We start from the raw sequence: 23,979 nt of genomic DNA, 5'->3' as shown, positions 1-23,979 counted from the left end.
GGTCTGGAGGGACGTCCGTCACTTGGTTTATACACCGCGGTTGGCCCGGATTGCGCGGACGCACGTCGCCGAGGCATCCTCGAACGCCACCGTCGGCTCCGCGAGCGGCTTCACCTGCATGAGCTTTGGGATGGCGCCGATGTACGGGTTGCCCTCCATGACGGCTAGCCAGCCTGCAAGGCCTTGCGCGCGGAGTGCATCTTCCGCGTGCCGCACTTCTTCCTCTGACGGGTCGGAATCGCGGCCGAGCGTGACGTAGCGGCCATCAGTGGCAAGCACGATCCAACGTCGCTCCCTCGACCGTTCCCTCGCCGCTGGCATTGCCGGCTCTTCTCCCTCGACAGTGGGCCGATTCTGCCACGGATGGCCCTTTTGCGCCAGTTCACGACCTTCCAAACGGTCCTTTCAAATTGTGAAGCGGGTGGGGCAGGGTGCGAGCCAGCCTGGTTCGAATGGAACGCAGGCTGCGGTCGATAATGAGCTTGAGGCTGCCGACGCCGCAGAGTGAGGTTGTGCTACCCGGTGATGATAGACCGTTGGACGGCGTGGGCGCCTCACAGGAACTTCTCCCCAGCGTGGTCGCGGAACGCCTGCTCCTCGCGGACGTAGCCGGCGAGGACCTGCAGCGACTTGTGCCGTGACACGTCCTGGATGCGGAAGACTGTCGCCCCCGCCCGCGCCGCGGCGGTGATGAAGCCGGCGCGCAAGGAGTGTCCGGCGAAGCCCTTCGGGTCGTAGCCCGCCGCCGCGGCGGTGCGGGCGACGAGGCGCGCCACCTCGCGGTCGCAGGGCGCGCGGTCCAGGACACGGCCGGCACGCGTGACGGTGCGGAACAGCGGGCCCTCGGTGATCCCCGCGGCCTCCAGCCAGGCATCGAGGTGGGCCACCGGACGCAGCCGCTCGCCCTCGGGCACCGCCACCAGGGCGCCCTGGCCCTCCTGGTCAGTCTTCGACCGCCAGATCCGCAGCATCACGCCCTCGGGGCGGCGCTCGACGTCCTCGACGCGGAGCGCGACGAGTTCCGACCGGCGCAGCGCCGCCGCCATGCCGATCGCCAGCATGGCGCGGTCGCGCCGGGCGCGGAGATCGTCGCCCGGGATGGCGCGCAGCAGGTCGCGCAGCACGTCGCCGTCGGCGGCCTTCGCCTTCCGCGGCGGCGCGACGCGGGAGCGGCGGATGCCGGCCATCACCTCGAGGATCGGCGCCGCCCCCTCCGAGCGCTGCGGCGCCGGGTGGCCGGCCTGGCGGTGGGCATGGCCGATCGCGGCGAGGCGGCGGTTGACCGTGGGCGGCAGGATGCCGGCCGCGGCCTCAGCGGCGAGGAAGGTGGCGACGGCGCGCGGGTCGGCCGGCAGCGGGGCGACGCCGCGGGCGGCGCACCAAGCCTGGAAGCGCCGCCAGTCGGCGGCGTAGGCGCGCCGGGTGCCGGCCGCCCGGGCGGCGTCGGCGAAGTCGCGGGCGGCCTGGACCTCGGCCTCCACGACGGCCACCGGCACGGCCATGACACCCGCGGTCGTCGTCGTGACAGGGAGTGGCGGGTCGGTCGGGGCGGGGCGGCGGCTCATTCCCGGAAGGGAACCACCCCTCCCCCGCCCCGGTCAAGGAGTCCGGGAAGCGCGATTCTCGGACAAGAATGGCCAAAGACGCCGGTCGGTTTGTGCGGGGGGCACCGGCCCACGCGGTGTGGCCGGCACACCATCGCCGCCCGGGTGCCCGCCCCGACACCACTCGACCTGTCCGCAGCGAATCCAGAAGTGGCAGCCGCAGCCCTCCTTCCGGTGCACCGACGGGGTGACGCTCGGGCGGCCGAACCAGTCTTGCGTCACGGTCCAGCGCGGCCGGCGCACCGGGTTCAGTGAGAGCTTGATCTCGGCCCCGCAGCCGCCCGGGCAGCGCATGCAGGCCCACTTGAGGTGCTCGCCGTCACGCACGACAACGAGCTCGCCGGCGGGGAGAGATGCCGGGTCGGGGTGCGTGGGCTGCTCGCGCGCAAGCATGTCGTAGCGGAGCAGGCCGAGGCCCCGGAGGAGTCGGGCGACAGTCCGGCGCATCAGGCGATCATCCCGAGAAAGGGTTCCACGTCCCCGCGACCCCATGCCTCCCCGGTATCGCACACGGGGCAGCCGGGCCGGGAGGTGGCCGCGAGGAAACGGTCGTCGCGCAGGTGGAAGCGCCGGTAGCGCGTGGCGATCATGCCATCCTCGCCGTGAAAGCCGGTCAGCATCGCTACCATCTCGTTCACCGCGACGCAGGCCATCTCCGTCGTGAAGGTGACGACGGCAGGCGCCGGATCGCCGGAGCCAAGCACGTAGGCCTCTGCCTTGCGTCGTGCGAATTCGGCGGGGTTGGCACGCTCCAGCGCCTCCTCAGCGGCGCGCCGCGGGTCGATGAAGCTGCCGCAGAGCAGGCAGGGGTGGCCGGGGACAAGGGTGGTCACCCGCCCGTTTACGTCATGGCCCCCGCTGGGGCGCCGGACCATGCGCAGGCCGACGTCAATGACGGGGATGCCGTAGTGGTAGGCGAGGCGGTTGAGCAGGGCGCGCCCAGCGTGGTCGTCCGTGCAACTGAACACGACGTCGCAGGCCCGCAGTGAGTCCCGCACCCCAGGCTCATTCACCCAGGCGCGCCGGGTGCGGACCTGGACGCCAAGGCCAGCGAGGTCAATCTCGCGCTCCAGGATGTCCACCTTCGGCAACCTGGCTTCGGCGTCGGACCGGCGCGAGCCGTGGACTCGGTTGAGGTTCGTGACCTCCACCACGTCCCGGTCCACTAGCAACAGCCGGCCGACGCCGAGGCGCGCCAGCAGCATCGCCACGGGGCTCCCGGTGCCGCCAGCACCGACGACCGCGACCCGCAGGGAGCCCACCGTCGTGTTGAAGGCCGGCCCGAACAGGCGCGCCTGACGATCGAGGTGCTCGGCGCCGCCGTCCTGCGGCTGGACCGAGCCCCAGCGCGAAAGCCGATGGCCGACGACCTGAACCCAGGCCGCGTCCCGCGTCGACCCATCCGGCATCCAGAAGCGGGCCACGACGGAGCCGTCGCCGCCAAGCACGACACTGGCGAGGCCGCGCAGCCGTTTGTTCCGGGCAGTGCGCGCAAGCTCCGCCTCGTTCGCGTCGTCCTGCTCCGAGAAGAACGCCCTTCCGTTCGGGTGGGTGTGAACGACCGCGGGGACGAGGTCGCGCGCTGCAGCGTCGGACAGCAGGCGCATGTAGCCCGACGTGCTCCAGGTGACGTGCCGCGGCGAGGCGCTCACCCGGTCCGCCTCGGGGATGTCGCGGTGCTCGTGCGACACCAGCCGCAGTCGCGGTTCCCCGCTCCAGGGGTCCACACCGATGTCGGCGTGCCCGAGCAGCAGGTAGGCGGCCGCCTCGTTCCCGCCGTGGTCTAGAAGAGCCCGGAGCCGCGCCCAGTGCGGCTCCAGGATCGAGACGTCCAGGGTGGCGGTGGTCACTTGGACACCTCGAGCGCGTGCCGGATGCGCGCGACCATGGTCCGAAGCCCGTCGATGCCGGGTCTCCATTCCTGGGAGTGGCGCGACCAGCGTTGCCAGGTGCGGCCCGCGAAGACCTCCTGCACGTCAGTGTTCAGCGGGGTGCGGCCGTCCGGGAAGCGCACCCAGGGATCGGCGAAGAACATGTCGGGACACGCATCCGGGTAGCCGGCCGGGAGTTGCACGAGGATGTCCGCGCGTTCGCGGTCGTAGCGCCCCGGCGGGAGCGGGAAGTCGCGCAGCACGACCCCCGCCTGGCCCCCGTGGGCCACCACCTCGTAGGCGATGCCGTTGTTCCGGAGGAACTCGGTATCGGCCGGGGGGAGGGCCGAGAGGCCCTCCGTCGTGTCCTTGATGACGGTCACGAAGCGCTCGATGCCCGGACCGTCCAACCGGATGACGTCGCCGTCGAGCACCTTCACGTCCTGGCCGCCCCGGACCTCCAGGTAGAGGTCGTAGCCCGGCTGGATGTCGGCGAGGCGGCGGAGGACCGTCCCGGAGATGACCGGCTTGCCCCACATGAGGTGCTTGCCGTCAATCTCGAACTTGAAGTCCCGGTCGGTCCGGAAGAGCACGAAGCGCTCGGCGCCACGCCCCCGGAGGTCAAACGTCTCGTCCAGCCGAACGTCCTCGAAGTCCCCGTCCGGCAAGATGGCAAAAAGGCTGTATTCCTCGACGGGGCGCACCCCGGCGGCGGCGAGGACCTGACGCCCGAGCGGCTTGGGGTCCTCCACGTGGAAGTCACGGAACTCCAGCTTCTCGTCCGCGACCTTGATGCGATAGCTCTCCGCGCGCTGCGCGCGCTCGTCAAATCCGTCCATCTTGCTTCTTTCCCGATCCCGCGGCCCGATGCCCTTGGGGTCTGCTCACCCAATCGCCGCCACCGGGCGCTGCCGGTAACGGCGGACCCAACTTTTTTCAGGCGTCCGGGGAAGGCAGGGGGCCGCAGTAGAAGAAGGACGGGCAGCTGGGGCATGCGGGGCTCGGCTTCCGCCCGAACTTGCCGGCACGGATTGCGGCGACGGCCTTGCTGACCGCGCCCCGTCCCTTGGCGAGGCCCTGCTCGTCGGTCGGGAGCGCCACCACGGTCGGGTCGGAGAGGTAGAGCAGCTCGACGGTGCAGCCCGGATGGGCGGCAGCTGCGGCAATACTGAACGCGGCGGCGGACAACCTCTCGGCGTCGGATGGCCGGTGGTGCCCCGTGCGAACGCGCCGGAACGCCCTGCCCCCTGCCCCCGCCTCGGACACCTCATCGGGCCGGACGACGATCTCGGCGCCCTCGACCTCGAACCTCAGCTCGGTCGCAGGCAGCCGGGTCCGGCCGCGCCGGGCGTTCATCAGATGGCCGAGCAGCCCCCTGGCGACCGCCAGGTAGTCGGCGGAGTACCCGTGGTCGTGCGGGCCGTACTCTGCCCAGGCCTGCTCCAGCTTGGCCTGCACCGCCGCCGGGTCAGGGGCCAGCAGGTGGTCGGAGGCGAGCCAGGAGACGACCTCCTGGACGGCGGCGTGCATCTGCTTGAACGCGGCCTCCGCCTGGCGGCCGCCCGCGCCGAAGACGATGGCGTACAGGAATCGCCTGGGGCACCGCCCGTAGAGGTCGAGGTCGGACGGCCGCAGGCTGGCCGGCACCACCACAGCTTCCGGCAACGCGGCATCGGGTGGCGCGGCTGGCGGCGACAGGGACGGGCGCACCTCCCTGCGGTCGACGGCGTCGCCGAGCCGGTCGAGGAAGGGCGACCTCAGCCGCCTGACGCCGTTCGACTTGGCGAGGGGAGAATAGAGCAGGAGGCGGTCCTGCGCGCGGGACAGCGCGACGAAGAAGATGCACTCCTGCTCCTCCTCGTGCCCGCCGCGCATGGCCTGCTCGCCGGTCGCGTCCGTGCCCTCGATCATCCCGTCCGGCGGCAGGCATCCCGCTGGCTTGAACCGCTTCGGGATTGTGTCCGCGCTCAGGCCCGGCACGTGCACGGCGGGGAACTCGAGTCCCTTGCTGCCGTGGATGGTCATGATGCGCACCGCATCGATGCCCGACGCCGCCGTAGGCAGACGCCGCAGCTCCCGGTCCTCGGAGAGGAGGAGGAGCCTGCGGATGCGCTCCAGGAACTGGTGGATCGGGAGGCCGCGCCCGGCTGGCTGAGAGCGGGCGAAGTGCAGCAGCTGCCAGAGGGCCACGCCGCGAACCCTGTCAACCGTATTTCCCGAGTTCGCAAGCTCCGCCGCAATCCTCGTGTGGTCGAGCAGCAGGCCCGCGAGTACGTCCCAGGGGTCGGCGTTGGGCCCGAGCCCGTCGAAGGCGGCTGCCAGCCGCCCGAGTGCCTCGCGTCCGCCGGGCGACAGGTCCAGCAGGCCGGCGGTAACACTCCGCCACGCCAGGGCCGGAGCCTCGGTCTCCGCCAAGCGGGAAATGACCGCGGCGACGTCCGCGAGCGGCATGCGGAACGGCGGCATCGTCGCGACACGCAGGAGCCCGGCGGCGCGTCGGTCCGTGACGAGGGACAGCAGGGACAACAGGTCCTTCACCTCCGGCCTCTCGAAGAGGTTCCCGAGATGAAGGACGGGGATGCCGAGGGTCTCCAGGGCGGCCCCGATCTCGGCCATCCGGTCGTTGCTCGTGCATAGAACCGCCTGCTCGCCGTAGCGCAGGCCTGCAGCGCGCATCTCCTCAATGGCCTCGGCGACTGCCAGTGCCTCACCGACCTTGTCGGGCGCCCCGCGGTACTCCACCCGAGAGCCCGAGGGACCACGAAACGCGTCGAAGGAAACCTCCCCGGCGGGCGCCGCCAACATGCCGGCGGATGCGAACCGGGAGAAGGTGTCCACGATTTCCTTGCATGAGCGATAGTTCACCCGGAGCCGCTTGCGCTCCCCGCCCGTGAAGTCGGCAGCCCCGAACCGGGCAACATTGAACGATGACGCGCCCCGGAAGCGATAGATGGACTGCCGCACGTCGCCGACGGCCCATAGGTTGGCGCCGCCGCCGGTCAGCAACCCCAGCAGCCGAACGCTCGCGCGGTTCACGTCTTGGAACTCGTCCACGAGAACGTGGCGGTAGGTGCCGCGCAGGCTGGCAAGCACGTCCGCGTCGCGCTCCAGGAGAAGGACTGGCCTTGCAACGAGGTCTCCGAAATCGAGGCAGCCCCTCTCGCGCTTCAGCTCCTCGTAGGCCCGGAACACGATGGCGACCTCACCGCACCTGCGGGCGGCCTCTCGTCGCTCCTCGGTCGCCGCCGACGCCAGCATGGCAGCCACGAGCTCGGTGTACCGTTCGGCATCCACGACCTCGTCATTCGCCCGTGAGATGGCGTCGAGGATCGTGTCGATGTGCCCTGACGGGTCGTACAGGTCCCGGTAGATTTCCAGTGCCAGACGGGGGAACTGGTCCTCCAGCAGCTCGATGGCCTCGATGCGGTCCAGCAGCCTCGGGTCGGGCGGCAGTCCCTCGCGATCGTGGAAGCGGCGCAGGAGGTCGAGGCCGAACGAGTGGAACGTGCCGACCCAGACCCTCGGTGCCGCCTCGGGGCAGCGTGCTGCAATGCGCTCTGCAAGCTCCGCCGCCGCCGCGTTCGAGAAGGTAAGGACGAGGATGCCCGCGGGGTCCGCGCCGCCCTCGATCAGGGCGGCCACCCTGGCCACCAGGGTGCGGGTCTTGCCAGTGCCGGGCCCTGCTTCCAGGAGCAGGGGCGACCCGGAGTGATTGGCCGCATCTCGCTGCTCCGGGTTCAGCGGCGGCTCAGGCCTTGTAGGGACTGGCTCACTCACCGATGGCAGAAGCAGCGCGTCCAGGAGCTGCAGGATGACCACCCGCCACGGGAGACCGAGTCGCTCTGCGATCACCCTGGCCGGCAATCCCTCCGCGAGGTGAAGCCTGCGGACGACGCCGCGTGGGAGCAGGAGCTCCCGTGCGAACAGGTCCATCATGATCTCGCGGCGCTGCCGTCGCCCGTAGTCCGACACCGCGTCGGCCCCAGACGTGAGGGGCTCCGAGGCCCGCATCGGGTCAACCTCGGATGCTACATGGGGACCGGCGCCGCCCTCGAGCACGACGTGACCGAGTTCATGGGCGACCAGGAAAGCCTCCGCGAAGGCGTTGTCGGAGCGCTGGTGGACGATCAGGCGCGCCTCGGGGTCGAACACCGCTTGGCCGCCGTGGAGCAGCGGGTTGCCGGGCCTCACCCGCCTGATGCTGACCCCCTCGGACTTGGCGGCCGCCACAGCCAAGCCATAGGGGCCGGAGCCCGCAGGCGCCGCCGTCACGGCGGCGCCGTGTCTGTCGGCGGCGGCCCGCCTCGCGAGCTCCAGCCCGTCCACGTCAGTCGGTGTCGGACAGGAGGTCGGCTCGCTCCTCGGGCGTCAGGTCGAGGTCGTCCAGGAACTCCGCGAAGGACATCTTAGGCTGGACGGCAGGCTTGCCCTTCGAGGAATGGGCGGCCTGCGCCGGGAGGGTGGCCTCGAGCGCGAGGTAGGCGAGAGCGTCGGCGACGCGCACCGACGCGGCCTCGGCGAGTCGGCGCAGGACGCGGCGGGGTACCGACTCCGGCACGAGATACCTGTCGCGGACGGCCACGAGCAGTTCCAGCGGCAGGCCGGAGACGCGCGAGAGCGTTGCCGCTCCCCTCTCCTGGAGAACCGCCGCAAATGCTTCCGCGGAAGCCCCGCGCATGGCTTCTGGCGTGCAGTCGAGCAGCTTCCCGAGAGCGCGATCGAGCACCCCGCCGCCAAGGCTCTCGTCCTCCCCTGGGCCGAACTCCTCGTCCAGGTCGACCTCGTGGAGGATGTCGAGGAACTCGTCGCGCAGGTGGGGGTACCGCGCGAGGTAGCGCGTGAGCGTTTCCCGGTCGTGCCGCTCCTCAGCGGCAAAGGCGAGGAGGACATCCTCGTCGGAGGGCGCGCTCATCCAACCGGCTCCATCCTGAGGGCACGCCGCAGGTCGCGGTAGATCCTGTCACGCCGGTTCCTGACCGTCTGCTCCCCGCACCCCAGCAGCCGGGAAACCGTGATCACGGCCGGGTCCTTCGAGTCGATCGGGATGTCCCTTGCAAGCAGCATGACCAGCCTCCTGTCTTCCTGTGGCAGGAGGTGAATCGCCGCCAGGAGCTTACGACGGTAGTCCCGGCGCTCGAATTTCTCCTCAGTGCCGGGAACGTGGCGCAGGAGCGCCTCCTCGACGTCGGGGGAGGGCTCGGTCGCCTCCGGATCCTCCGACAGTGGCCGAAGCGGGTTACCATGCCGACCCACCGAGCGTCGTGCCGTAGCGCGCAGCGTCCTGAGAGCTGCGTCGAAGGTCGCCTCGTAGATGTCCAGGCGCTCGTCGTAGCCCTGCCGGTCGAGGCACAGCATCTCGGTCAGTCGGTCGACCGCGAAGTCGCGCACGGCAAGCTCGGTCGCGGACAATCCCCTAGAGTTCGAACCAGGGAGATGGCGCTCCGGGATGGGAAAGGCCCGCGCGACCCGCTTCATAAAAAGGCTGAAAAGGCGCGTGAGGTAGGCCTGGTCGTTGTCGCGGCCGGCCAGCCGAAGCAGGTGCACGATGCATTCCGTCGGCACATAGTCATTCCGCCGCCTGTCTGTCACCGCGCAGGTCGCAATGACCTCCTCCCGGCCCGTTTCCAGCAGGCGGCCGATCGCCGCCTCGATCTCGGGGGGCCTGATGTACGGGGTACCGTCCCCCTTCACCTTGCGGAGTGGTGCCACCACGAATCGAACCTCCAACATCTCTCGATTACGTGATGGCCGGCGCGGGCGGTAGCGAATTCTGTTCAGGTGCGGGGCACTTGCCATCGCCGCGGCGGAAGCCGCCTCCATGCAACGGAGCGCGCAGCGCGGCACCCTTGGCCCAAAGTTGTGCGTGGGGTGGTCCTACGGGCGCCAGTCCTTGGTGTTCAGGGTGCCCCGGGTCCGGGAGACGGACGAGCATGGCCGGGCGAGTCGCACCGCTCGGAGACCCGTGTTGAAGCGACGGCGCGGGGCACCTGCTGCTAAGGCTGCCCATCTGAAGATATGATATCGCCAAGTCGTTTCAGCGTTGGTCTGCCAGGTGATCCTCTCCCTTCTTTCCTATCCCTGCTTCAGGAGCTTGCGGACCGGCGGCGGCGAGGGGTGTAGTAGCAGCCCCGTGTCTGTCACCTCGACCTTGGCGTCGCGGTAGACCGCCTGCGCAAGGGCAAGATTCTCCAGGAAGGCTGGCTTGAAGTGCTTGCGCAGCTTGATGCCGGCGCCGAACTGCCCGGCCAGTGCCGCCCAGGTGATCGGCTTCGACGCCGAGAGGGAGTGCAGCCGGTAGGCGAGCCAGCAGTACACGTCGAGCGCCATCGAGGAGTTGCGGATGTGCCGGATGGCGGCCTCGTCGAGCGGTACGGCGTGCTTCTTGAGCTGCTGGAAGAAGGTCTCGCTCAGCCGGGCGGTTTCGACGAACAGCGTGCCCTGGCCGGTGTCGCCCGGGTCGTCTACGAACATCGCCACGTCCACGATGTTCTGGTTCACCAGCAGGCTGCCGCCCTGCCGCTTGGCGTGGAAAGTCAGGCGGCACCGGCTGATGCGCTCGGCCTGCTCGCGCACCAGCTTGGTCGTCTTGCCGCCCACCGGCAGTTCCAGGCGGCCGAGGAAAGCCCGCAGGCTTCCCCCGAGCTCGATGTCGCGGCTGCCGGTGCGCAGCGCCTCGGACTGCAGATAGATCAGGATCAGCCGGGCGATGGCGCCGAAGGGCACGCCGACATGGGCCGGGTCGCCGCCCGGCGCCACCCGCACGCCGGGCTCGACCAGCAGCGTCATGCTGTCCGTCTCGAGCTTCCAGATCGCGGCGTTGTCGGCGGGACGCTTGTGCGGCAGGGCCGTCTGGCACCAGCCGGAGTACATGTAGCCGGTGCCGATGTCCTCGTCGCACGCCCAGTTCGCCGCGGCCTCCACGACCCGGGGGCCGCGGCGACCCTCGATCAGCTCGCGCGCGGCCTGCTTGCCCTTCGCCTCCAGCAGGTCGTGCACCGTCCCCATCGCATCCTTCCCGAGCGAACTGATCCCCAAGCTGCCCTGCATGTGGCCGGCGTGTCGATGTGGACTTTGCCGACCGAGAGCTATTTGGAGATATTTGGATTCTCTTCTATTTGCTTGGCCGGCAGGGTCCACGGGATAACCGGCCTAAGCCATTGATGAGTGGTCGGTGCCGGTCGGCAGAGTCCACGCCCCGGTCGGTAGGGTCCACGGGCACCCGTGTGGGAAAGTTTGCTCCGCGGACGCCGTCCTCAGAGCCTTCCAGCCCCCGAATCGGGGCCGTGCCGGGCCCGATCGGCGGGCCTTGGCAGGGCACCTGGTCGGCAGAGTCCACACCCCTGGCCATGCCACCCCGCTCCGGCCCATCGTCGCGGTCGCCAGAGTCCACACCCTTCCGGGCACCATTGCCCCCTGGCGAATGGCCGCTGCCATTCTCCTACCGTCACCCGAAGCAGCCTCGTGCCCCCTGCCGTGCCCTCCCTTCCAACTCGGAGCAGGGCGCGGCATCCTCGCCATGAGTGCCCGCTCGGCACGGCACAGCTTGCGCCGAGCACCACCAGGATAGTCAAGAGGGATATTTGTTTATCTCTCGTGACCCTGAAAAGTCTCACTTTGCTCACATCGCCTCATGCTCAGCACAGAACGTAACCTCACGCGCGAGTGAAGTGAGATAATCTATTATCTCACGGTGATCCGTGTTGATTTCGGTTGTCGCGAGGCGATAGCCTCCCGGCCCTGGAAGGGGAGGGAACAGTGTTGCGACAAATTGTTTTCTCTCACTTTCCATGCCGGAGTGCGGCGGCCAACGTACCGGCAGAAGCGGCAGCGGCGGGTGTGCCCCGCCCGCGCTACCATTGCGAATTCTGCACGAGGCGCGTCTGCGCGCTTGCGACTCCCTGGCAAATCGCCTCCCCTTCGCGCCGACCCGCCGCGTGGTCGGAGTCGGGGATCGGGGTGCCGCGCGCCATCCGGGCCAGCAGGGATCGCTGCCTGCCCGGCGGCCTGCCCATGCGCGCATCGTCCGTGCCCGCCGGCTTCCTGTCTACGCGGCCGGTCGTGCGCGCGGGCGGGGCGGGAACGAGTTGGGCGGCAAGGGATTGCAGGAAGCCGATCTGCGAGAGGGTCTCCGCGAAGGCGGCAAGGTCCTGGGTTGGCTCGTCGTCGCGCGAGGCGACGGCCCGGACGTCGAATACGCGATCTACATCCGCCCCAGCTGGACCCGCGGCTACCGCATCCTGCGCACCTGGCGCGACAAGGAGGACCGGACCTTCCGCAGCCTCGACAAGCTGTTCAAGCTGCCAAGCGCCTTCAACTACCACGCCCCGATCACCGTCTATCCGCAGGGTTGCCCCGAGCTGCACAAGTTCCGCGGCGTCCTGGCCCGGGACGGCGGCGTGCCCGCGTCCGACGGCCCCGACGGCACTGACGGCGAAGCCGACACGCCCGAGCACCCGCCCCAGCCGGCCGACTGACCGCCCGCGGCGCCTCCGCAAGGGGAGCGCCGCGTGATTCTCGAACTCGCCGCCGCGGCGCAGCTTGCCGCCGCCTGCGCGCCGGGGGTCGCTTTCGAGACGCTCGCCGCGGTGATGCGGGCGGAGAGCGGCTTCGACACGCTGGCGGTCAACGTGAACGGCGAGGGCGGCGGGCGCCGGCACCCCGCCACCCGCGCGGCGGCGGTGGCACTCGCCGCCGCGCTGATCGCCAAGGGCCGCTCCGTGGATCTCGGGCTGATGCAGGTGAATTCCGACAACCTGCGGGCCCTCGGCCTGTCGGTCGCGGATGCCTTCCATCCCTGCGCCAACCTGCGCGCCGGTGCCCGCCTCCTCCGCGAGGGCTACGCCGCCGCGGCGCGCGGCGAAGAGGACCCGCAGCGGGCACTCCGGGTCGCCTTCTCCCGCTACAACACCGGCGATCCCGCGCGCGGCTTCGCCAACGGCTACGTCGCCCGCGTGCAGGCCGCGGCCGAGGCGGTCGTGCCGGCGATCCGCCTGCGCGGCGAGGCGGCCGACCCGGCCCGCGCGCCCGCCCCGGCGTCGGAGGACGACCCCGATGCGCCGCCCGAGTGGGACGTGTGGGCGCGCGCGACCTACGTGCGCCGGCCGGCCCCGCCCGCTGCCGCCCCGACACCCGCGCCGGCGGAGGAAGGGGCCGCCGCCGCGGCCTCGCCCCTCCTCCCCTCCGAACCTCCTGCACTCCTGAGGTCAGAATGACGCGCCTTCCCTCGGCCAAGCACGCGACAGCCCTCGCCCTCGGTGCCGCTCTCCTCGTCCTGCTGCTGCCCGACCTCGCGCACGCGCAGGCCATTGGCGGCGGCGCCGGCTCGGGCGTCGTGACGCAGATCGTGCAGTGGTTCATGCAGAACATCGCCCGTGGCCTGGTGATGATCGGCATCATTGCGGTCGCCATCATGCTCTTCGTCATGCGCTTCTCCGCGGGCGTGATCGCCTCGGTGGTCGCCGGCGGCCTGATCCTCGCCAACGCCGATTCCATCGCGGCCTTCTTCGGGTTCTGACGGGCGCCGCCGTGGAGCCCCTGGCGGAGGATCCGCTGCACGTCGCGGCAACGCGGCCGGCCCTGCTCTGGGGCCTGCCGCTGCCGCTGGCCCTCACCCTCGGTCTCGGCGGCGCCGAGATCCAGGTTGCCGTGCACGGGCTCAAGGGGGTCGCCTGGGCAGTGGCGATCGTCGCCCCGCTCTGGGTGGCAAGCCGCATCCTGGTGGCGCGGGACTACAACGCGGTGCGGGTCGCCTTTCTCTGGCTCGACACCTCGGCGCGCGCCTTCGACGCGGCGGACTGGGGCGGCGCCTCGGTCGCGCCGCTGCCGGTGCGGGAGGCGCGGCGCACCCGCCGCGGGATGGCGCGTGGCTAGGGCCTTCCTCTCCGACCCCGGCTGGTCCGAGCGCGCGGCCGACGACTACGCGCCCTATGTCGGGCACGTCACCGACACCGCCGTGCTCAAGACGGACGGCTCCGTGCTTGGCATCCTGCGGCTCGACGGCGCGCCCTTCGAGCTGGAGGACCACGCCGCCCGCAACGGGCGGCACCGCTTCCGCAACGCGGTGCTGCGCAACATCGCTGACGACCGGCTGACCGTGGTGGAGACCATGGTGCGCCACGGTGACGTGGCCCCCTTCCCGCCCGCGCCGCACCGCAGCGCCTTCGCCGCCGAATTGGAGGCCGAGTACCGCCGCCACGTCCTCGCCGGGCGGGAGCGGGCCAACGAGTGGTTCGTCACCCTCATCGTCCACCCCCGCGCGCCGGCCGCGAGCGGCTGGAAGCTGCTCCGCGCCCGTCTGGGGCGGCAGCCGGAGGCGGCCGAGGCCGGAGAGGATCTGCTGCGTGCGCTCGAGGACACGATGCTGATCCTCGCTAAGGCCTACGCCGCCTACCGCCCGGTGCGGCTCGGCCTGCGTGAGCGCGGCGGCGTGGTGTTCTCCGAGATCGCCGAGGCGCTGCGGCTGTTCCTCACCGCGCGCTTCCTGCCGGTGCCGCTGACCGATGGGTCGCTAGGCGGCGCGATCTACACCGACCGGGTGATCTGCGGCCGGCGCGGCTTCGAGGTGCGCACGCCGGGCCGGCCCTCCTTCGGCTGCCTGATGGGCTTCAAGGAGTATCCGGACCGCACCCGGCCCGGGATGCTGAACGAGCTGCTCGCGGCCGACTGCCGGCTGGTGCTGACCAACTCCTTCCGCTTCCACAGCCGCGCCGGCGCCACCGGGCGCCTGGCGCGCCAGCAGATCCAGATGCAGAACGCGGGCGACCGCGCGCTCAGCCAGATCGAGGCGCTGCACGCGGCGATGGACGACGTCGCCTCGAACCTCGCCACCATGGGCTCGCACCACCTCTCGGTCGCCCTGCACTGCGATAGCCTGGCCGAGCTCGACCGCCGCAGCGGCGAGGTGCGGGCGGCGCTGACCAATGCCGGCGCTAACGTGGCGCTGGAGGACCGCGGCACCGAGGCGGCCTACTGGGCGCAGCTTCCGGGCAACGCGCGCTGGCGTACCCGGCCGGGCGACATCTCCTCGCGCAACTTCGTCGGCCTTTCCTCCCTCGACGGCTATCCGCGCGGCGACGCCACGGGCGGGGTCTGGGGCACGCCGCTGCTGCGGCTGCTGACCCCGGCCGGCACCCCCTACGACTTCGCGCTGCACGTGGATGACGTCGGCCACACCGCGATCTTCGGGCCGACCGGCTCGGGCAAGACGGTGTTCCTCGGCCTGCTCGTCGCCGGGCTGGAGCGGGCGATGGCGGCGGCGGGGGGCACGGTGGTGCTGTTCGACAAGGACAACGCCAACGAGATCCTCGTCCGCGCCCTCGGTGGACGTTACCTGACGCTGCGCGCCGGCGAGGACAGCGGCATGGCGCCGCTGCGGGCGCTCGCCGACACGCCGGACGCGCGGACTTGGCTGCTGCGCTTCGCGGTCGGCCTGATCCGCGGCGACGGCGGCCCGCCGCCGGACGCGGTGGAGCTGAAGCGCCTGGCCAAGGGGATCGCCTTCCAGCTGCGGATGCCGCCGCGCCTCCGCTCCCTCGCCGGGCTCTGCGCTTGGCTGGTGGGCGAGGGCGCGGGCAGCGCGGGCAAGCGGCTGGAGCGCTGGGGCCGGGGCGGCGATCTCGGCTGGGCCTTCGACGGCGAGGCGGACCTGTTCGACCCCGATGCCGGCCTGGTCGGGGTGGACACCTCGGCGCTGCTCGCCGACGAGGCGGTGCGCGGGCCGGCGGCGGCCTACCTGCTGCACCGCATCCGCTCCGTCATCGACGGGCGGCGCTTCGTGCTGGCCGCCGACGAGTTCTGGGCCTACCTGCCCGACGAGCGCTTCGCCCGAGCCTTTGAGGACTTCGCGCTGACGCTGCGCAAGGGCAACGGCGCACTGGTGATGGCGACGCAGCAGCCGGAGCACGTGCTGCGCCACCCCGTGGGCGCGACCCTCGTCTCCAACTGCCGGACCAAGCTGCTCTTCCGCAACGCCGACGCCGACCGCGCCGCCTACTGCGGTGGGGGCGCCTACGACGGCGGCCTCAATTGCACGCCGGGCGAGTTCCGCGCCGTGTCCGAGGACATGCTGGCCGGCCCGCGCTCGGTGCTCATCAAGCGCGACGGCGGCTCGGTGGTCTGCCGGGTCGAGCTGCCCGAGGCGATGGCCGAGCACGTGGCGGTGCTGTCCGGCCGCGCCGCCACCGTCCGCCTGCTGCGCGCCATCCGGGCCGAGCACGGCACGGACGACCCCGGCGTCCTGATCCCCGAGTTCCGCCGCCGCCTGCGCGAGGCGGTCGCTTGAAGGAGAACCAGCCCATGCCGCGCGCCCCTCTCCTCGGCCCCGCCGCCCTGGCCCTCGCCACCCTGCTCGGGCCCGCCCCGGCGCGGGCGCAGATTCCGGTGACGGACGCCGGCGCGAACATGCAGCTCGTGCAGCAGGTGGCCTACGCGCTCCAGACCGTGCGCCAGCTGGAGGCGCAGTACCAGCAGCTCCGCTCGACCTACGCGGCGATCGCCCACACCAACTCGGTCACGGGCCTCGCGGGGCAGCTCGGCGGGCTCGCCAACACCCTGCCCGGTGCCGGGCAGGTGCAGGGCCTCATGGGCGGCAACGCCTCGCTCGGCGGCCTCACCTCGGCGCTCATGGGGCAGAACCGCGTCTACGCCCCGCAGGGGACGGACTGGACGGCGCAGGAGATGCAGCGCCGGGCGCAGGCGACCGCCAACGTCCAGGCGATCGCCTACCAGCAGATGCAGGCGACGGAGGGGCGCATCGCGGGGCTGCGGCAGCTCGAGGCTGAGATCGACGGCCAGCCGGACCTCCAGGCGGTGAGCGCGCTGAACGGCCGCATCGCCTCCGAGCAGACCTTCCTCGCGGCCCAGCAGCAGCAGCTCCTGCAGCTCCAGATCCTCCAGCGCGCGCAGGACCAGGTGGACGCGCAGCGCGCCGAGGAGCGGCAGCGGCAGAGCGCCGAGCAGTGGCGCGACAGCCTGCCCGCGCTGGGGGACGAGTGATGCGCGGCGCGGCGCTCGCCCTCGGCCTCCTGCTCGCCGCGGCGGCCGGCGGCCCGGCCCTGGCGCAGCGGGGCGAGGTGCACGATGTGCCCTGGTACCAGGCGCGGCCGCAGATCCTCGACGAGACATTGCGGCGCTGCCACCGCGATGCGCGGCTGATGGCGACCTACGACTGCCAGAACGCGGAGGCCGCCGCGGCTTCCCGTCTTGGGCAATCGCAAACTCGCCCTCCGGCCCAGCCACCAGCTCAGAGAGACAGCAGTGGGCTGCCCGAGCCTGACTTCAATCCGCGTACCAATCCCTTTGGGTATGACGCGCTGAAGCGCGCGTGCTCAGAGCGTGGCCCCGGCTCTGCGATGTATCTGCCGTACTGCGGCCAACTGGACAGATACCGCAGCGGAGGCACGAGTGGCCGCTGACTTCTTCCAGGCAATTGCACAAAGCTTTGATGCCAACTTGATGACCGGCGTAAACAACGTCATCAGTGGTGGCTTGGCATGGGCTCGCCCGCAGGTGCGAGCCGGGGCCACGCTCTACGTGCTGATCACCGGTTACCTCGTCCTCACCGGCCGGCTCGACCGCAACGTGCTCGCCGGCCGAATCATCCGCATCGTCGCGGTCGCGGCCCTGCTCACCTCGGCCGGCACCTTCAACACGGTCGTGCGCGACCTGTTCCTGGAAACCATCCCGACGAGCATCGGCTCAGCCTTGACGGGAGCCTCTACGACCAGCGCGCCAGCGGCGCAGTTTGACGCGATCTGGAATGCGACGATGCGCGCCGCCGCCGGCGTGCTGGCGGAGGCGACGGGGTGGACGCAAATCGGCGAGCGGGTCGCCATCCGCCTCCTCATGGCCGCCACCTTCATCCCGCTCGTAGTCATCTTCCTAATCTGGATCGTCTGCCGGGTGGTGATGGGCATGGTGATCGCCCTCGGCCCGTTCCTCATCGGCCTCTGGCTGTTCGACGCGACGCGCCCCTTCGTGCAACGCTGGGTCGGCAAGCTGGTGTCGCTGACGCTCGTGCAGGTCTGTACGGCCGTGCTGCTCCGCCTTCTCGTGGAAGGCTTCACGACGTACCTCCGCAGCGTCCAGAACAACATGGGCGCCGGGCTGGACGAGAAGATCGCCTCCTTCCTCCAGGTCGCCGGCTGGTACTGGTGCGGCCTGTTGCTGATGGCCGGCCTGACCACGGTCGCCTACTCCATCGGCGGCGGCCTCGCGACCTCCTTCGCACCGGTCACCGCGGGCGCGGCTCACTACGCCACCGCCGCGGCCGGGGGCGCCGGCCGCGCCGGCAAGGCCCTCGCCGCCGGCGCCTACCGCATGGTGTGGCGCTGACATGCGCGCCCCTCCCCGCCCCCGTCCAACGCGCAACCCCGTGATGCCCCGCATGAAGTCCGCCCTGATCGCCCTCGCCGCCGCCGCGGCGCTCGCCGCCTGCTCCAGCGCCCCGCCCTCCTGCCGGGGCGAAGTCTTCCCGCTCAATCCCGGCCGGGTGACCGCCGCGGCCGATCTCCCGCTCCTGCCCGCGGAGGCCGCCCGGTGAACGCGATCCCGAAGGCCGGCGCCGCGATCGGGCCGGCGGCCGCCAGCGGCGGCCCGTCCGAGGCGGAGATGGCGGCGAGCGTCGTCATCCCCCGCGGCGAGCTGGAGCGGCTCTACCGCGAGACGCAGGAACGGCAGCGGCGCGAGGCGCGCCGGGCCCGGCGTGGCGGCATCGCCAAGAACGTCGCCATCGCGGGGCTGCTCGGCGTCGTGGGCCTCCAGGCGCTCGCGGCGGTCTACCTCTTCCCGCTGGTGCGGGTGGTGCCGGTGATCGCCGTGCCGCAGCCGGACGGCTCGATGGCCGTCGTCGCCCACGGCGACGCGCTGCCGCCGGCGGTGCAGGAGCGCGCCGTGCGCTCGACCCTGTTCCAGTATGTCCGGCTGCGCGAGGGCTGGTCCTCCGGCGAGGCGCAGTACGCCTACGATGTGGTCAGCCGCATGTCGGCGCCGCGGGTGCGCGAGGCCTTCCAGGAGTGGTTCAACCTGCCGACGCCGCCAGGGCCGCAGGTGGTCTGGGGCACGCGCGCCGTCGTCACCGTCGAGCAGCTCTCCGGCGCGCTGCTGCCGAACAACACGGCCGAGCCGGACCAGATCTACCAGCTCCGCTTCCGCCGGACGGAGCGGATGCAGGGCCGCCCGCCCGTCGTCACGACCTGGGTGGCGACGCTGCGCTTCCGCACCGGCCAGCCCATCGCCGCGGGCGACGGCACCACCTTCAACCCCCTCGGCGTGCTGGTGACGGAGTACCGTCCGCCCGAGCGCGAGGGCATCCCGGCCGGACCGGCGGGAGGCCCGCTGTGACCTGCCGCCTCGCCGCCCTCGTCCTCGCCCTGCCGTTCCTGGCGGGCGCCCCGGCGTGCGCCATGGAGACCCCGAGCGGGAGCGCGCGGGACAGCCGCATCCGCACCGTCGCCTACGACCCGAACCAGGTGGTCAAGCTCTACGCCGTGCCGGGCAGCACACTCACCATCCAGCTCGCGGCGGGCGAGACCGTGGCCGGCCTCGCGGTGTCGGACCAGTCGCTCCTCGACCCGCCGCGCGAGGAGGCGCCGGCCAGCCCCCTCGCGCTCGCCGGCGGGGGCGCCGCGCCGCGCAACGGGCCGGTCGCGGACCGCAACCTGCTGACCGCGGTGCGGGGCAATTTCGTCATGCTCAAGCCGCTGCGCGAACTCGACCCGCAGCCGCTCTTCATCATCGGTCGCAGCACTGACCCGGCGACGGGGCGGGAGACGATGCGCGCCTACACCTTCGAGCTCTCCACCCGCGCCGGGCCGCTCACCGAAGGCACGCCGGACACCTACTACCTCGTCCGCTTCGCCTACCCCGCCGAGGAGCGCGCGGCCGCCGTGGCGGCGGCCTCAGCCCGGCGTCAAGCCGCTGCGGCGCGGGCGGCAGAGGCGCGGGCCCAGCGCGAGGCTCAGGCCGCGCGCGACCGCCTCGCCACAGCGGCTGCGCCCGCGGCGGCGAACTGGCGCTACGACGGCCAGGGCGATCGCGGCCTCGCTCCGTCGGAGACCTGGGATGACGGGCAGAGCACCTTCCTCCGCTTCCCCGGCAACCGGCGCATCCCGGCGATCTTCGCGGTGCTGCCCGACGGCCGCGAGGCGGCGGTGAACTACTCCGCTTCGGCCGACGGGCTGGTGACGGTGCACGGTGTCCTCGCCGCACTGCGCCTGCGCGACGGGAACCGAGTGCTCTGCATCTTCAACCGCGCCTACGACCCGACGGGCCGCAACCCCGGCACCGGCACGACGCGCGCCGACGTGGTGCGGGAGGTCCGGCCATGAGCGATGCCGCGGCAAGGGGCGAGAGCGCCGGGGCCGCCCCGGCCGTCTCCGCCGTCTCGGGCGGGCGCCGGCTGCTCACCGCCCGCGAGAAGGTGGCGATCGGCGCCGTGGTGCTCGCCGCCTGCGGCGCGGTCGCGCTCTGGCCGTCCGACCGCCACGCCCCGGCGCGGCAAGAGGTGCAGGCGATCACGGAGGGCGGCCGCAGCGTGCCCTACCGCCCCTTGCCGGTGCCGGACCCGCCGGCCGAGGCGGTGGCGCGGGTCGCGATGCCGGTGGTGAACCCCGGGATGCCCATGCCGACCAGCGGCGGCGCGTCGCTCGTCCGGCCGAGCCCGTCGCCGATCATGGCCTACGAGGACCGGGCCGCGCCGCCCCAGCAGGGCATGGCACCACAGGCGGTGCGCGCGGCCGGGCCGGAGGGCGGCGGGCCGCGGGCCGCGCCCGACGACACGCTCTCGGCGCGGCTCCGGCCGTCACGCCTGCAGCCCGCCCGCGCCTCGGTGCTGCGCAACCCGGAGCTGACGGTGCCGATGGGCACGCGCATCCCTTGCCTGCCCGAGATGCCGATCGACAGCGCGGTGGCCGGGTTCTTCTCCTGCGTCGTGCCGGTGGACGTGCGTGGCGCGACCGGGACGGTGGTGCTGATGGAGCGGGGCACGCGCATCGTCGGCGAGGTCCGCTCGGCGCTGGCGCGCGGCTCGCGCCGGCTCTTCGTGGTGATGACCGAGGCGCTGACCCCAAACGGGGTGGAGATCGCCCTCGACAGCCCCGGCGCCGACGTGCTCGGCACTGCCGGCCTCGACGGCGAGGTGGACACCCACTTCTTCGAGCGGTTCCGCGGCGCCATGCTGCTCGCCTTCATCGACAGCGGCCTGCAGGCAGCGGCGCTGATCGCCAGCAACGCCATCGCCCGCGAGCACGGCGGCATCAGCTTCTTCCAATTCCAGGGCGCTGGGCGACAGGCGGCGAATACGGCGCTCTCGGCCGACATCAATATCCCCTCCACGCTGCGCCGGAACCAGGCCGAGCCGATGACGGTGTTCGTGGCGCGGCACCTCGACTTCAGCGACGTCTACCGCCTGGTGCCGCGGTGAACGTGGAGGCCGCCGCCCAGCTCGACTTCGCGCTGGCGCCGGTCGCCCCGGCGCTCGCCGACCCGCGCACGGAGGAGCTCTGCGTCAACCGCCCCGGCGAGTTCTTCCTCCGCCAAAGTGGGCGCTTTGCGCGGCACGCGGCGCCCGCGCTCGACTTCGAGGCGCTGGAGGCAGTGGCGATCCTCGCCGGCGCCCTTCGCGGCCAGCGGGTCGGCGCCGAGCGCCCGCTGCTCTCCACCGACCTGCCGGCCGGGCACCGGCTCCAGGCGGTGCTGCCGCCCGCCGTGCCGCCCGGCACGGTCAGCCTCACCTTCCGCCGGCCCTCGGATGCCGTGGCGCCGCTCGCCGGCGTCGCCGGCCGCTACGATACCTCGCGCTGGAACCGCTGGGAGCGGCGGCGCGAGGCGCGGCAGGCGGACAGCGCCGCGCTGCTCGCCCGCTTCGACGCGGGCGACGTGGAGGGCTTCCTGCGCGGGCTCGTGCTGGCCCAGCGCAACATCCTGTTCTGCGGGGCCACCGGCAGCGGCAAGACCTTCCTGTCCAAGACGCTGACTGCCGAGATCCCCGTTGCCGAGCGCATCCTCACCATCGAGGACGCGCTGGAGCTAGTGGTGCCGCAGCCCAACTCGGTGCGCCTGCTCTACAGCAAGGGCGGGCTGTCCGAGGGCGGCGTCACCGCCGACGCGCTGCTCCAGGCGACGCTGCGCATGCGCCCCGACCGGGTGCTGCTGCAGGAGCTGCGTGACGAAGCGGCCTGGGTCTACCTCAACGAGGTGATGACCGGGCACCCCGGCAGCCTCACCACCATCCACGGGGCCGACGCGCCGCAGGCGATGCGGCGGCTGTTCAACCTGGTCAAGGGCACGCCGCAGGGCGCCGCCTACGGCGACAAGATGCTGATGGACATGCTGGCGACCGCGGTGGACGCCATCGTGCCGCTGCGCAGCGAGGCCGGCGGCTATGCCATCCGCGAGGTCTGGTTCGCCGACGACGCGGCCCGCCGCGGCGAGACCGCGGCCGACCTGCTGCGGGCCGCCTGATGCCGCTGCTGGCCCGCGCCCCCCGCCTCCCCTCGCGCCGGACGCTCCTGCTGCTCGGCGCCGCCGCGGCGGGCATGGGCGTCGCCTGGACCTTCGCGGCCTCGGCCGTGTTCCTCTGGGGCTCTGGCCTTCTGAGGTTCTTTCCTTTCGAGGGTCATAGCTGGCCGTGGCAGTGGTGGAGCTACGCCCTGTGGGCGCCGCCCAACGCCGTCGTCTCCCGCTGGCTGAAGATCGGCGCCGCCGTGCCGACCGGCCTCCTCGCCCTCGCTGGCTGGCGCCTGGCGGGGCTGCGGCGGACCCGCATCCGCCCCGGCGGTGTGGTGCGCGGCACCTCCGACAACCACGGGCATGCCGACTGGATGACCATGGCGGTGGCCCGGAAGCTCTTCCCTGGCCCGCACCCGGACTACGGCGGGGTCGTCGTGGGCGAGGCGTACCGGGTGGACCAGGACCGGGTGGCGAAGGTGGCCTTCGACCCCGTCGACCGGCGCACCTGGGGCACCGGCGGCCGGGCGCCGCTGCTGATCGACCCCTGCCGCACCGGCCCGACGCACAGCCTGGTCTTCGCCGGCTCGGGCGGCTTCAAGACCACGACGGCGGTCTCGACCCTGCTGCACTGGACCGGCTCGGCGGTCGTGCTCGACCCCTCGCGCGAGCTTGGGCCGATGCTCCGGGCGGCGCGGGAGGACATGGACCACCGCGTCGTCACCCTCGACCCGGGCGACCCGGAGGGCGGCGGGATCAACGTGCTCGACTGGATCGACATCCGCGACCCGCTGGCCGAGACCAACGTCCAGGCCGTCGTCGGCTGGATCTTCGGCGAGGCCGAGGCGGGCGGCGGCGACGAGGACCGCTTCTTCCGCAAGTGGGGCAAGCAGCTCGTCGCCTGCCTGCTCGCCCACATGCTGTGGGACCCGGACCTGCCCGCCGCCGAGAAGACCCTGCGCACCCTGCGCGCCGGCGTCGCCACGCCCGAGGACCGGATGCGCGAGGTGCTGGCCGGCATCCACGGCTCGTCCCGCAGCCCGATGGCGCGCGACCTCGCGGGCTCGCTGATGCGCATCGTGGACGAGACCTTCTCCGGCATCTACGCCAACGCCAACGAGGGCACCTTCTGGCTCTCGGTCGGCGCCTACGCCGACCTGGTCTCGGGCGGCGTGGGCGAGATGCCGGCCTGCCGCACCGCCGACCTCGCCAAGGGCAAGCTCACCGTCTTCGTCCAGGTGCCACTGAAGGCGCTGAAGGAGACGCCCGCGGTCGCGCGCGTGCTGGTGGGGGCGCTGCTGAACGGGCTCTACGAGGCCGACAGGGCGGTGGAGGAGCGGGTGCTGTTCCTGCTCGACGAGGTGGCGCAGCTCGGCCGCATGCGCATCCTCGAGACCGCGCGCGACGCCGGGCGGAAGTACGGCATCACGCTGCAGCTTCTCTACCAGTCCGAGGGCCAGGTCGCCGAACAGTGGGGGCAGCACGGCCGCAACGCCTGGTTCGATGGCGTGGCTTGGCGGCTCTACGCCGCGGTGCAGAACACCGACACGGCGCGCGCGCTCTCCGCCGCTTGCGGCGAGCACGCGGTGATGGCGGAGAGCGAGGGCGACAACCGCGGCAGCCAGGGCAAGGTCTTCGAGGTCGGCTCGCTGTCGCGGGGCCGCAGCACCAACCGGCACGAGCTGAAGCGCGCGCTGATCAAGCCCGACGAGCTGCTGCAGGACACCCGCGCCGACGAGGCCTTCGTGCTAGCGCGCGGCGCCAAGCCGCTACGCTGCGGCCGGGCGATCTATTTTCGGCGGCCGGAGATGGCGGCGCTGGTCGGGGCCAACCGGTTCCGGGGGGAGCCACGGGAAGCGGCGGAATAGAACGGCAGGGAGGAAGCAGATGGCGGACGACGAGGCGCGGCGCCGGAACGCACGGCGGCAGGAGCAGGGACGGCGGGCAACGGCCTACTGGGTAGGCGTGGCCGAGGCTGGGAAGACTGCACGCCAGGGACTGCGGAGCGCCGACCGACAGGGAACTGACGCGGCCGAGAGGCGGGGAAGCGTGGACGGCGA

General features: G+C 72.0%; 23 protein-coding genes. 14 read left to right on the top strand and 9 right to left on the bottom strand.

Going from position 1 to position 23,979, the window contains the following annotated elements:
• Nucleotides 1-27 precede the first annotated feature (27 nt).
• The 9 genes from M0638_RS19580 to M0638_RS19545 all read right to left on the bottom strand — a co-directional run bounded on the left by M0638_RS19580 (nucleotide 28) and on the right by M0638_RS19545 (nucleotide 10,480).
• A complete protein-coding gene (locus M0638_RS19580) occupies nucleotides 28-279 on the bottom strand; it encodes a hypothetical protein (RefSeq protein WP_248668694.1) in 252 nt (83 codons plus the stop codon).
• Between the two features lie 275 nt (nucleotides 280-554).
• On the bottom strand, nucleotides 555-1,502 hold the full coding sequence (locus tag M0638_RS19575; RefSeq protein WP_248668693.1) for a site-specific integrase: 948 nt from the start codon (nucleotides 1,500-1,502) through the stop codon (nucleotides 555-557).
• A 96-nt stretch (nucleotides 1,503-1,598) separates the two neighbouring features.
• Complete coding sequence (locus M0638_RS29255; protein WP_408903647.1) at nucleotides 1,599-1,898, bottom strand: DUF6527 family protein; 300 nt, start codon at nucleotides 1,896-1,898, stop codon at nucleotides 1,599-1,601.
• Between the two features lie 152 nt (nucleotides 1,899-2,050).
• Nucleotides 2,051-3,454, bottom strand: a complete 1,404-nt coding sequence (locus tag M0638_RS19570) for a ThiF family adenylyltransferase (RefSeq protein WP_248668692.1) — start codon at nucleotides 3,452-3,454, stop codon at nucleotides 2,051-2,053.
• Nucleotides 3,451-4,314: a multiubiquitin domain-containing protein gene (locus M0638_RS19565; protein WP_248668691.1), complete on the bottom strand. Its 864-nt coding sequence runs from the start codon at nucleotides 4,312-4,314 to the stop codon at nucleotides 3,451-3,453. Before M0638_RS19565 ends, M0638_RS19570 begins: the two co-directional genes overlap by 4 nt.
• A gap of 97 nt (nucleotides 4,315-4,411) precedes the next feature.
• Nucleotides 4,412-7,801, bottom strand: a complete 3,390-nt coding sequence (locus tag M0638_RS19560; RefSeq protein WP_248668690.1) for a UvrD-helicase domain-containing protein — start codon at nucleotides 7,799-7,801, stop codon at nucleotides 4,412-4,414.
• Nucleotide 7,802: 1 nt separating this feature from the next.
• Nucleotides 7,803-8,387 carry a hypothetical protein gene (locus M0638_RS19555; protein ID WP_248668689.1) on the bottom strand — a complete coding sequence of 195 codons (585 nt, stop codon included), beginning with the start codon at nucleotides 8,385-8,387 and terminating at the stop codon, nucleotides 7,803-7,805.
• Complete coding sequence (locus M0638_RS19550) at nucleotides 8,384-9,187, bottom strand: RNA polymerase sigma factor (protein WP_248668688.1); 804 nt, start codon at nucleotides 9,185-9,187, stop codon at nucleotides 8,384-8,386. The genes M0638_RS19555 and M0638_RS19550 overlap by 4 nt, the downstream gene beginning before the upstream one ends.
• A 360-nt stretch (nucleotides 9,188-9,547) precedes the next feature.
• Nucleotides 9,548-10,480, bottom strand: coding sequence for a replication protein RepA (locus tag M0638_RS19545; RefSeq protein ID WP_248668687.1), 933 nt, complete (start codon nucleotides 10,478-10,480; stop codon nucleotides 9,548-9,550).
• Between the two features lie 1,079 nt (nucleotides 10,481-11,559).
• Between M0638_RS19545 and M0638_RS19540 the strand changes: the two genes are divergently transcribed.
• Genes M0638_RS19540 through M0638_RS19470 form a run of 14 tightly spaced genes read left to right on the top strand, consistent with a single transcriptional unit; the run spans nucleotide 11,560 to nucleotide 23,787 of the window.
• Nucleotides 11,560-11,949 carry a hypothetical protein gene (locus tag M0638_RS19540; protein WP_248668686.1) on the top strand — a complete coding sequence of 130 codons (390 nt, stop codon included), beginning with the start codon at nucleotides 11,560-11,562 and terminating at the stop codon, nucleotides 11,947-11,949.
• A gap of 33 nt (nucleotides 11,950-11,982) precedes the next feature.
• The gene (locus M0638_RS19535) at nucleotides 11,983-12,687 is read left to right on the top strand and encodes a lytic transglycosylase domain-containing protein (protein ID WP_248668685.1); all 705 of its coding nucleotides are present in this window, start codon (nucleotides 11,983-11,985) and stop codon (nucleotides 12,685-12,687) included.
• Nucleotides 12,684-12,989, top strand: a complete 306-nt coding sequence (locus M0638_RS19530; protein WP_248668684.1) for a TrbC/VirB2 family protein — start codon at nucleotides 12,684-12,686, stop codon at nucleotides 12,987-12,989. The genes M0638_RS19535 and M0638_RS19530 overlap by 4 nt, the downstream gene beginning before the upstream one ends.
• 11 nt (nucleotides 12,990-13,000) lie before the next feature.
• The gene (locus tag M0638_RS19525; protein ID WP_248668683.1) at nucleotides 13,001-13,345 is read left to right on the top strand and encodes a type IV secretion system protein VirB3; all 345 of its coding nucleotides are present in this window, start codon (nucleotides 13,001-13,003) and stop codon (nucleotides 13,343-13,345) included.
• Nucleotides 13,338-15,755: a VirB4 family type IV secretion/conjugal transfer ATPase gene (locus M0638_RS19520; protein ID WP_248668682.1), complete on the top strand. Its 2,418-nt coding sequence runs from the start codon at nucleotides 13,338-13,340 to the stop codon at nucleotides 15,753-15,755. Before M0638_RS19525 ends, M0638_RS19520 begins: the two co-directional genes overlap by 8 nt.
• Nucleotides 15,756-15,769: 14 nt before the next feature.
• The gene (locus M0638_RS19515; RefSeq protein WP_248668681.1) at nucleotides 15,770-16,468 is read left to right on the top strand and encodes a type IV secretion system protein; all 699 of its coding nucleotides are present in this window, start codon (nucleotides 15,770-15,772) and stop codon (nucleotides 16,466-16,468) included.
• A complete protein-coding gene (locus tag M0638_RS19510) occupies nucleotides 16,468-16,887 on the top strand; it encodes a hypothetical protein (protein ID WP_248668680.1) in 420 nt (139 codons plus the stop codon). The genes M0638_RS19515 and M0638_RS19510 overlap by 1 nt, the downstream gene beginning before the upstream one ends.
• Nucleotides 16,877-17,806 (top strand): type IV secretion system protein, encoded by a 930-nt coding sequence (locus M0638_RS19505; RefSeq protein ID WP_345893051.1) that lies wholly within the window; start codon nucleotides 16,877-16,879, stop codon nucleotides 17,804-17,806. The genes M0638_RS19510 and M0638_RS19505 overlap by 11 nt, the downstream gene beginning before the upstream one ends.
• A gap of 52 nt (nucleotides 17,807-17,858) precedes the next feature.
• Nucleotides 17,859-18,014, top strand: a complete 156-nt coding sequence (locus tag M0638_RS19495) for a hypothetical protein (RefSeq protein ID WP_248668679.1) — start codon at nucleotides 17,859-17,861, stop codon at nucleotides 18,012-18,014.
• The gene (locus M0638_RS19490; protein ID WP_248668678.1) at nucleotides 18,011-18,814 is read left to right on the top strand and encodes a VirB8/TrbF family protein; all 804 of its coding nucleotides are present in this window, start codon (nucleotides 18,011-18,013) and stop codon (nucleotides 18,812-18,814) included. Before M0638_RS19495 ends, M0638_RS19490 begins: the two co-directional genes overlap by 4 nt.
• A complete protein-coding gene (locus tag M0638_RS19485) occupies nucleotides 18,811-19,800 on the top strand; it encodes a TrbG/VirB9 family P-type conjugative transfer protein (protein WP_248668677.1) in 990 nt (329 codons plus the stop codon). The genes M0638_RS19490 and M0638_RS19485 overlap by 4 nt, the downstream gene beginning before the upstream one ends.
• Entirely contained in the window at nucleotides 19,797-20,894 is a 1,098-nt protein-coding gene (locus M0638_RS19480; protein ID WP_248668676.1) for a TrbI/VirB10 family protein, read from the top strand. Before M0638_RS19485 ends, M0638_RS19480 begins: the two co-directional genes overlap by 4 nt.
• Complete coding sequence (gene virB11 / locus M0638_RS19475) at nucleotides 20,891-21,934, top strand: P-type DNA transfer ATPase VirB11 (protein ID WP_248668675.1); 1,044 nt, start codon at nucleotides 20,891-20,893, stop codon at nucleotides 21,932-21,934. The genes M0638_RS19480 and virB11 overlap by 4 nt, the downstream gene beginning before the upstream one ends.
• Nucleotides 21,934-23,787 carry a type IV secretory system conjugative DNA transfer family protein gene (locus tag M0638_RS19470; protein WP_248668674.1) on the top strand — a complete coding sequence of 618 codons (1,854 nt, stop codon included), beginning with the start codon at nucleotides 21,934-21,936 and terminating at the stop codon, nucleotides 23,785-23,787. Before virB11 ends, M0638_RS19470 begins: the two co-directional genes overlap by 1 nt.
• The last annotated feature ends 192 nt before the right edge of the window (nucleotides 23,788-23,979 follow it).

It is taken from the genome of Roseomonas acroporae (assembly GCF_023223525.1).
GTDB classification, from domain to species: Bacteria; Pseudomonadota; Alphaproteobacteria; order Acetobacterales; family Acetobacteraceae; genus Roseomonas_E; species Roseomonas_E acroporae.
The sequence above is the reverse complement of the archived record's forward strand: the minus strand, read 5'-3'. Positions and strand labels throughout refer to the sequence as shown.